The organism is Variovorax cryoconiti, assembly GCF_051216395.1.
Classification (GTDB): Bacteria; Pseudomonadota; Gammaproteobacteria; order Burkholderiales; family Burkholderiaceae_C; genus Variovorax.
Genome location: NZ_JBPJZI010000040.1, coordinates 1 through 1,250 on the forward strand (window position 1 = coordinate 1; position 1,250 = coordinate 1,250).

Genomic DNA, 1,250 nt, shown 5'->3' on the forward strand with positions numbered 1-1,250 from the left:
TCGAACACGAAGATCATGCCTTCGGCCTGTGGCATTTCCTTGCGGAACATCAGGCCGATTTCGCGTTGCAGGGGCGTTTGCGCAATCTGCGCATCGATCTTGTACAGGCCAACCGACAACTGCGTGCGCGGCAGGTCGGTCTGGGGTTGCTGCTGGGCGTGCGCCGACATCATGAAGGATGCGGACGCGAGAAGCAGGGCGGCTAGACGCTGAAACATCGGACAACTCTTTCAGGGCGGGGTCAGGGCCCGGCCTAAATCAAAAAAACGCCAATAAAAATGCCCGCTGATGCGGGCATTGCCGGTGAGCGCGAAAGCTTACACCTTCTTGGCAGCGGCCGCGTGGGCCTTGGCCACGTGGCTGACCTTGTGCTTCTTGGCCGCAGCATGCTTCTTGGCAGGCGCGTGCTTGGCGGCCTTCGGAGCGGCTGCGGGAGCAGCGGTGGTGGGTTCGGCTTGTTGAGCGAAAGCACCGGCAGCGAAGAGACCGGCGACCAGGGCTGCGAGCAGCTTGTTCATGAACATATCCTTTGAAATTCGTTGATCTGGATTGCCCTCCCTGCGGAAGGTAGACATTCAACGGAGGCCACTTCCAGCGGTTGACAACGGAACGCTCGCGGCAGGCGAAAAAAAAAGCGCTCCGAAGAGCGCTCTTTTCTGGGGCTGGGCCGACTTACTTGGCGCCTGCCATGTCAGGCGTACCGCCTTGGGTCGACTTGCGCTTCACGCTGCCGTCCTTGTTGCGACGACGCTGGTCGCGGGTGCTTGCACGCTTCTCGCCAGAGGCAGCAGCCTTGTCGGCACCAATGGCGCCGCCTTCGGGCGTCTTGGCTTCGTCGCCAGCGGGAGCCTTGACTTGGCCAGCGGGCTTGGCGGCCTTCTTGGTTTCGGCACGTTGCTGCGACTTGCTGTTGGTGGCGTTACCTTGCTCAGGCGTCGTACCGGCCGGGTTTTGGGCGTAGGCGCCAGCGGCGAACAGGCCAGCGATCATGACTGCGAGAATTTTGCTCATTGATGATTCCTCTATCGAGAATTGGTTGGAAACGCCTCCCGGCGAGCAGAAGGTCAGCCACTAACGAGCCCATTGGCTCGCCGGTTGACAAACGCTTGCTGATGGGTTGCGTCTAAAATGTACAGCGATTTGTTCGCGGGCTGTACAGCGAATCCACCCCGTGTCTGAATTCGCTGACAGTCGTCAAAATTACGTCAATCCCGGAGCCATCCCCCCTCATGACCAGTTATCAGCACATC

General features: G+C 59.9%; 3 protein-coding genes. All 3 read right to left on the reverse strand.

What is annotated here, in order from left to right; genetic code table 11:
- Window positions 1-218, reverse strand: a 218-nt coding sequence (locus ACSFA2_RS25535) for a DUF192 domain-containing protein (protein WP_435458127.1), incomplete at its 3' end; no start/stop codon positions are given.
- 99 nt (window positions 219-317) lie between these two features.
- Window positions 318-518, reverse strand: a complete 201-nt coding sequence (locus ACSFA2_RS25540; protein WP_435458128.1) for a hypothetical protein — start codon at window positions 516-518, stop codon at window positions 318-320.
- A 154-nt stretch (window positions 519-672) separates the two neighbouring features.
- On the reverse strand, window positions 673-1,011 hold the full coding sequence (locus ACSFA2_RS25545; RefSeq protein WP_435458129.1) for a cell envelope biogenesis protein TolA: 339 nt from the start codon (window positions 1,009-1,011) through the stop codon (window positions 673-675).
- Between the last annotated feature and the right edge of the window lie 239 nt (window positions 1,012-1,250).